The sequence below is a fragment of the Thiocapsa marina 5811 genome, from assembly GCF_000223985.1.
Classification (GTDB): Bacteria; Pseudomonadota; Gammaproteobacteria; order Chromatiales; family Chromatiaceae; genus Thiocapsa; species Thiocapsa marina.
In genome coordinates, this window is sequence record NZ_AFWV01000025.1 from 20,753 (window position 1) to 27,862 (window position 7,110).

Genomic DNA, 7,110 nt, shown 5'->3' on the forward strand with positions numbered 1-7,110 from the left:
GGGACACCTCGTCATGGTGGCCTGTGCCTTTATAGGCGACGAGATCAGCGGGCTTGGATTCCGACTCGCGGGGGTCGAGGTCCATTGTCCCGAGCCGCGGGAGGTGCGCGGGCTTTTTCAGCGGCTGCGCGAGGCGGACCGCGTCATCGTCATGACCGCCGAGATTGCAGCCGCATTGCCGCCCGAGCTGCTGCGCGAGGCGGAGTCGGCGACCTGGCCGCTGGTCCTGGTCGTCCCGGACGTGCGCAACCGGGTTGCTGCGCCGGATCTCGTCGCCGACGTGCGGCGCCATTTGGGGATGGCCGAATGAAGCTCGAGGAGCGTGAACGGGGTTTGCTGAGCCTGATCGAGGAGTATCGGGACGCGGAGTGCCGGACGCTTTTGGAGACGGCGCGCGCCGAGGCGCAGACCCTGCTCGCCGACGCCTACCGACGCGCACGCGCACAGCTTCACGCGCGTGTGGTATCCGAGCGGGCGAATGCGCGGTCCCGGCTCCATGCCGCCCGTGCCGAGCACGACACCCGTCGGCGCGCGAGCGGAGATCGGGCCAACGCGCGGCTCCTGGAGCTCGCTTGGCCGCGTCTGCACGAGGCACTGAGCAGGCGCTGGGCGCATGCCGAGACGCGCGCCATCTGGGCGAGGCATGCCATCGCCCAAGCGCGGCGACGGCTTCCGCACGGGCTCTGGACGGTGCGCCATCCTCCCGTGTGGTCCGCGGTCGAATGGGAGCCGTTCGAGGCCGAGCTGACCCGCGTGTTGGGTCAGGCGCCGCATTTTCGTGCCGACGGTGCGGTGTCGGCCGGCCTCGTCATCGAAGCGCAGGGCGCGGTCCTTGATGCGAGCCTCGAGGGTCTGCTGCGTGACCGCCGACGGTTGGAGGCGCGCCTGTTGGCGATGTTGGCACGGCATCCGATGGATGCGGGGGTCGAGACATGAGTACGGCGGAAACCACCTGGATCAGCGGCCCCGTCCTGCGGGCACGCCCCGACGGAGCCTTTCGTCTGCGCGAGTCGGTCACCGTCGGTGATCAGGCGCTGCTCGGCGAGGTGATCCGGATCGCCCGCGACGAGATCACCGTCCAGCTCTACGAGGACACCAGCGGACTGCGTCCCGGGATCGAGGTCACGGGCTCCGGTCGGCTGTTGTCGATCCCTCTCGGGCCGGCGATCCTTGCGGGGATCTTCGACGGACTGCTCCGCCCCATCGCGGACATCGCCGATCCCTACGTCAAGCCGGGGATGCAGGTCCATGCCGCGAGACGTTTCCACTTCACCCCGAGCGCCTGCGTCGGTGATCCCCTCGTGCCCGGAGCGGCGATCGGCGAGGTTGCGAACGGGACCGGCATTGCTCAGCGCTGCCTGATGCCTGCGGATCTGCCCGGCGGGCGCGTGAGCGCGATCGCCGACGCCGGCGAGTACCCGGACGACCAGCCGATCTGCTGGATCGACGCTGCCGACGGTCGACGTCTCGCGGTGGCCATGACCCACGCGTGGCCGGTGCGCGTGCCTCGGCCCGTGCAGGCCCGTCTGCCCTCGGACGAGCCCATGTTGACCGGGCAGCGCGTCATCGACTGTCTCTTCCCGGTCGCGCGCGGCGGCACCGGGGCCATCCCCGGCGGTTTCGGCACCGGCAAGACGGTCTTGCTCGAGACCGTCGGCAAGTGGTGCAACGCCGACGTCATCGTCTATGTCGGCTGCGGCGAGCGCGGCAACGAGATGGCCGGCTTGCTCGCCGAGTTCACCGAGCTGGAAGACCCGCGCAGCGGACGTCCCTTGCTCGAGCGCACCGTCGTCATCGCCAATACCTCGAATATGCCCGTCTCGGCACGCGAGGCCAGCATCTATACCGGTATCACGGTCGCGGAGTATTTCCGCGACCAGGGCATGAACGTCACCCTGATGGCGGATTCCACCAGCCGCTGGGCCGAGGCCCTGCGCGAGGTCTCCGGCCGGCTCGGCGAGCTGCCCGGAGAGGCCGGCTATCCGGCCTATCTGAGCAGTCGCTTGGCCGACTTCTACGAGCGCGCCGCGCGGGTGCGCACGCTGGGCGGGGAGACCGGATCGGTCACGCTTCTCGGCGCGGTCAGCCCGCCCTCCGGAGACTTCTCCGAACCCGTGACCACGCACACCCGGCGCTACGTCGGCTCGCTCTGGGGGCTCGACGCCAAACGAGCGCAGGCGCGCTTCTATCCGGCGATTCACCCGCTACAGTCCTACAGCCTGGTCGCCGGAAACCTCGCGCGCTGGTGGCACACGACCGGATGTACGCGCTGGCAAGAGCTGCGCCGGCGCTTCCTGACGCTCTTGGAAGACGAGGCCCGCCTGGAGCGCATGGCCCGCATCATCGGACGCGACGCCATGCCCCCGCGTCAGCGGCTCGTGCTCATCTGTGCCCAGCTGGTCAACGAGTGCTTCCTGCGCCAGTCCGCCTATTCGATGAACGACCGCTTCGCCAGCCCGTCGCGCCAAGCGGTCATGATGCGCCTGATCGGCAGCTTCATCGAAGGCTCCGAGCGTCTGCTCGACGCCGGCGTCGCCCCCGAGGCGATCCGCGATCAACCCGTCTTCCGTCGGCTCATGCGCATGGGAGAGGAGATTGAAGAGGGCGACTGGGAGGCCTTCTCCGCGCTCGATCAAGAGCTGACCGCCACGATTCGGCGCTTGATCAATGAGGCGCGGGAAGGGGGAGGGGAATAGCTTCGGGTTTCCGGGGCAGGGTACGCGAGCGGAGATGCGTGGGTCTTGGCATATAGAGATTACTCGCTCCCACGCTCCGCGTGGGAGTGTGGTCGGGACGCTCCGCGTCCCTGCCGCCAGGTCGACGCGCACCGCCGTTAGTCCGTCACTGCGCCGATCCACGACCGTACCGCCCTGCCCCGCGACGCAGGGCGTCGGGTCTACACTCCCACGCGGAGCGCGGGAGCGAGTTGGGCAGGAAGCAGGAAGCTCCCGCACCCATCGCACGCAAGCAGGTACGCCAATGACATACGCCAGACTCGTCGGAGAAGAGATCGCCAACCGTGCCGAGGGCCCGCTGCTGTTCTTGAGCCGCAGCCTCGACGTCGGTCTGAACGAGGCCGTCGAGGTGGAGGGCGCGGACGGCTCGGTGCGTCTGGGGCGCATCGCCGCCTTGGACGAGGACTCCATTACCGTCGAGATGCTCGACGACACCGCCGGACTCGCCCTGCAGGGCACGCGCGTGCGCTTCTTCGGCGAGCCGCTGCGCTTCCATGTCGGTCCGGGCCTGCTCGGGCGTGTCTTCAACGGTATCGGAAAACCGCTCGACGGCGGGCCGCCGCTCGCGGCCGAGCACGCCTACCGGGTCGATGGTCTGCCGATCAAGCCGACCGCACGCGAGGCACCGAGCGAATTCCTCGAGACCGGATTCACCTCGATCGATCTCATGAACAGCCTGGTGCGCGGGCAGAAGCTTCCGCTCTTCTCGGGCGGCGGGCTCCCCCATGACCGCATCGCGGTGGACATCGCCTGCAACGCGCGCCTGCCGGGCGATACGCAAGAGGCGGAGGGGTTCGCCATCGTCTTCGCCGGTATCGGCATCCCGCACGACAGCGCCGAGTTCTTTCGCGAGGAGATGGAGAAGAGCGGGGCGCTCGCCCGCACCGTGCTCTTTCTCAACCTGGCCAGCGATTCGAGCGCCCAGCGTCTGCTCGCCCCGCGCTTCGCCTTGACCGCCGCCGAATACCTGGCCTTCGTCGAAGGCATGCATGTCCTGGTCATCCTGACCGATCTCACCAATTACTGCGAGGCCCTGCGCGAGGTCTCGGCGAGCCGCGGCGAGGTCCCCAGTCGCAAGGGCTATCCGGGCTACATGTACTCGGACCTGGCAACCCTCTACGAGCGCGCCGGTCGCATCCGCGGGAAATCCGGGTCGGTCACGCAGGTTCCCATCCTGACCATGCCGAACGACGACATCACCCACCCCATCCCGGATCTTACCGGCTACATCACCGAGGGCCAGATCGTGCTCGATCGGGATCTGCATCGGCGCGACATCTATCCGCCGATCCGTCTGCTGCCGAGTCTCTCGCGTCTGATGAAGGACGGCATCGGCAAAGGACGCACCCATGCCGATCACCCCGCGCTCGCCGCCCAGCTCTATGCCAGTTACAGCCAAGCCCAGCAGACACGGGTGTTGGCCGGCGTCGTCGGGGAGGACGGTCTCTCCGAAGACGACCGCAAACTGCTGCTCTTCGGCGACGACTTCGAGCAGACGGTGATCCATCAAGGCGTCGATGCCCGGACCCTGGAAGAGAGCATGACCGCCGGTTGGTCCGCCCTGCGCGCCTTACCGGCGGGCGAGCTGCACCGACTCGACGACCGCCAGATCCGCGAGCATCTACTCGATCGAGCCCCCCGACGAGAACCCGTCGCATGACCGAGCGCGCCATCGTCCCGACCCACAGCGCCTTCCTCGAGCTCAAGGAAGAGCGCTCCGGCATGCGTGAAGGGTATCGATTCCTCGACGAGAAACGGCTTATCCTCGCCGCCGAGATCCTCGCCGAGCTCGGCCGCTACGAGCGCGAGATGAACGCCTTTCAAGCCGACTACCGCGAAGCCGTCGATGCACTCCAAGGCGCCGTCGCGCGTCACGGCCTGGAGGGACTCGCCGTCCACCCGCCGGCACCGCCGCTCGACACGGATTGCCGGCTTACGCCACGGCGTGTCCTCGGCGTGACCCTGCATGATCTGGTCGACAACGCTCTGCAGCAGCAATCGCCTGCGCCGAGCGTCTCCGACAGCCCGGAGGCCGACGGCGCTCGTCGAGCCTTCCAGGCCCTGATCCCGCGCATCGCTCGTCTCGCCGCCATGGTCGGCAATCTTCAACGCCTGCGGGCCGATTACGCCCGCACCGCCCGCCGCGCCCGCGCCCTCGAAGACGTCCTCCTCCCCGAGATCAACGACACCCTGCAAGCAGTGGAGTCCGCACTCGAAGAGCTCGAGCGCGAAGAGGTCGTTCGCGCGCGCCAAGTCCGCATCTGAACGTCCCGTTGCGAGGCGCCCTCTATCATCGCCCGGTTGAGCCAAACCCCGACAACCGTGCCACCCCGGGAGATCGACGCCTTGAAGTCGTCCTCTTCCGCTCCCCCGCCGGACAGCGACATCGAGCTCGACTCGGCGGCCTCGGAGCGCGCTCTGAACTCGCACGTCCGGACCGATCTACTGGCCCAGATCCTCACGCGCAATTCCTCACCCACCAAATGCGAGCTCAGGTTCGCGCCCCGACAAGTCGCGAGACAAGCGGATGATCAGGCGGAATTCGGCTTTGCTCCAACTTGCTGTTCAAAGGCAGGCCAAATTGCAGCTCAAGGTTGGTCGCGAATGCCTTCATTGCCAGAGTGCTTGATGGCCTTTGGTATCACGATCGATATCCTTGTCGAGCGCAGCAACCCGGAAGTCTCGATGCCGCGGCCCGGGTACGCCGACTTCAGTCGGCATCTCGGGAGGCGGACTTCAGTCCGCCGTGGGTTCAAGCTCGAATGGCCTCGGGAATTGCGCAGCGTTGCACTAGGGCTGTGTTTGCCCGCCGTTTGCGCGTTTCTACCCGCACCCTGGAGAACTGGGAGCAGGGCCGCGCTAGGCCGAATGCTCAGGCGGCCGCGCTGATCCTGATGGTGCGAAAGTTCCCGGATACCTTGGACAAACTTCGCGAGCTGGGACAGATCGCGGCGTGATGGTTGGTGTCCCCGTTGTGGGTCTACAGGCGGACGACGACCTCGAGGAGGCTTGCAAGCGCCTGGGCGAGCGTCTGGATCGGGACGTCAGGCCGCGGGCGGCTTGCACGGCCCTTTGAGGGTCGCCCGCCTGGCGGGTGATGGCGCTCGTGACACTCTGGACTGTCACGAGGACAGAATTGACTCCGGGGTCGGGGTCTGGGCATGGCTTTAAAGGTAGCTCTGAAAAGGCAAAAGTCAAGACCTGACCGTATGCCGTAACAGGCTGATTAACTTGCGGGTTTAAGTCCCGCCGATGGAGTTGCTCGTACACCATTGTAGTGCCCCGGAGCGGCGTTTGGGTAACCAAGGGTCGTGAGTTTCGCGGGTGCAAAACCGCAGGCCGCAGCGCAAGCGAACCTGGATGTAGCCTCGTCACTTAATCGAAGAAGCCGACCCTGTGGTCAGAAGGGGAAGGCCGCCGCCGGTGGGAAGAGACAACGAGAGCGTCCCATCGATTCTTCCGGGGTAGCAGGGGTGGCATGTGGTGGAAGTCAGTCAGTCCCAGTGCGGGAGACCCGTGACGGTGGCGGCGCAGAACCGTCAACCGTGCCGTATAAGGCGAGTCCGAAGTCGGCGCGGGCCATCGCGGGAGTCGGAGGGGCTCATAGTACCGTTTGAGGACCTGGGACAACATAACCCGGCCCGAGGAAAGGAGCCCTACTTTGTGCACGCAACCAACGCGCGGAGGATCAGGAGATTGCGGCCATGTCGCTAACAACTCCCATATCGATCAGGACGCTGCAGCGGAAGCTCTACGCCAAGGCCAAGCAGGAGCCGGCGTTCCGTTTCTATGCCTTGTACGACAAGCTCTCTCGGGCGGACATTCTGAGTCATGCCTATGAGCGCGTGCGTGCCAATCGCGGGGCACCTGGAATCGATGGTGTCACGTTCAAGGCCATCGAGGCAGGGATCGGAAAAGACGCCTACTTGGCAACACTGCGGGAAGAACTGGAACAGAAGACGTACCGCCCGGATGGCGTGCGTCGGGTCTGGATACCCAAGCCGGATGGCAACGAGCGCCCATTAGGGATTCCCACGATCCGGGATCGGATCGTCCAGATGGCGTTCAAGCTGGTGGTGGAGCCGATCTTCGAGGCGGACTTCTGCGAGCACTCGTATGGATTCCGTCCGCAACGCTCGGCCCATGATGCGATCGATGCGATTGCCGAAGCCCTCTTCCGAGGGCACACTCAGGTCATCGATGCGGATTTGTCGAAATACTTGGATCGCTGTTCATACTACCCCCTGGCTGTTTTGCGGTCGTCGAAAAGATCCGGTGTCGGTTCTGAAACCTTGATTCTCAAGCCCTTACGGTTGCCTTGCGAGACATGGATGGCCTCGAGCTCGCCACGCTTGACACGCTGCAACACCGTTTG

At 66.1% G+C, this 7,110-nt stretch carries 6 protein-coding genes; all 6 read left to right on the forward strand.

Translation table 11 applies throughout. The features are described from left to right. Positions 1-13: 13 nt before the first annotated feature. Entirely contained in the window at positions 14-310 is a 297-nt protein-coding gene (locus THIMADRAFT_RS23175; protein ID WP_007195571.1) for a V-type ATP synthase subunit F, read from the forward strand. Next, positions 307-936 carry a hypothetical protein gene (locus THIMADRAFT_RS23180; protein WP_007195572.1) on the forward strand — a complete coding sequence of 210 codons (630 nt, stop codon included), beginning with the start codon at positions 307-309 and terminating at the stop codon, positions 934-936. The genes THIMADRAFT_RS23175 and THIMADRAFT_RS23180 overlap by 4 nt, the downstream gene beginning before the upstream one ends. Continuing rightward, positions 933-2,696, forward strand: coding sequence for a V-type ATP synthase subunit A (locus tag THIMADRAFT_RS23185; RefSeq protein WP_007195573.1), 1,764 nt, complete (start codon positions 933-935; stop codon positions 2,694-2,696). Before THIMADRAFT_RS23180 ends, THIMADRAFT_RS23185 begins: the two co-directional genes overlap by 4 nt. A gap of 283 nt (positions 2,697-2,979) precedes the next feature. Further along, the gene (locus tag THIMADRAFT_RS23190; protein ID WP_007195574.1) at positions 2,980-4,395 is read left to right on the forward strand and encodes a V-type ATP synthase subunit B; all 1,416 of its coding nucleotides are present in this window, start codon (positions 2,980-2,982) and stop codon (positions 4,393-4,395) included. Continuing rightward, positions 4,392-5,000: a V-type ATP synthase subunit D gene (locus tag THIMADRAFT_RS23195; RefSeq protein ID WP_007195575.1), complete on the forward strand. Its 609-nt coding sequence runs from the start codon at positions 4,392-4,394 to the stop codon at positions 4,998-5,000. Before THIMADRAFT_RS23190 ends, THIMADRAFT_RS23195 begins: the two co-directional genes overlap by 4 nt. Before the next feature lie 1,439 nt (positions 5,001-6,439). Beyond that, positions 6,440-7,110, forward strand: a 671-nt coding sequence (locus tag THIMADRAFT_RS23205; protein ID WP_007195576.1) for a reverse transcriptase domain-containing protein, incomplete at its 3' end; no start/stop codon positions are given.

Bases quoted from the DNA above. Each gene is read 5' to 3' on its own strand.
- THIMADRAFT_RS23190 (WP_007195574.1), top strand. From the start codon at position 2,980: ATGACATACGCCAGACTCGTCGGAGAAGAGATCGCCAACCGTGCCGAG.
- THIMADRAFT_RS23175 (WP_007195571.1), top strand. From the start codon at position 14: ATGGTGGCCTGTGCCTTTATAGGCGACGAGATCAGCGGGCTTGGATTC.
- THIMADRAFT_RS23195 (WP_007195575.1), top strand. From the start codon at position 4,392: ATGACCGAGCGCGCCATCGTCCCGACCCACAGCGCCTTCCTCGAGCTC.
- THIMADRAFT_RS23180 (WP_007195572.1), top strand. From the start codon at position 307: ATGAAGCTCGAGGAGCGTGAACGGGGTTTGCTGAGCCTGATCGAGGAG.
- THIMADRAFT_RS23185 (WP_007195573.1), top strand. From the start codon at position 933: ATGAGTACGGCGGAAACCACCTGGATCAGCGGCCCCGTCCTGCGGGCA.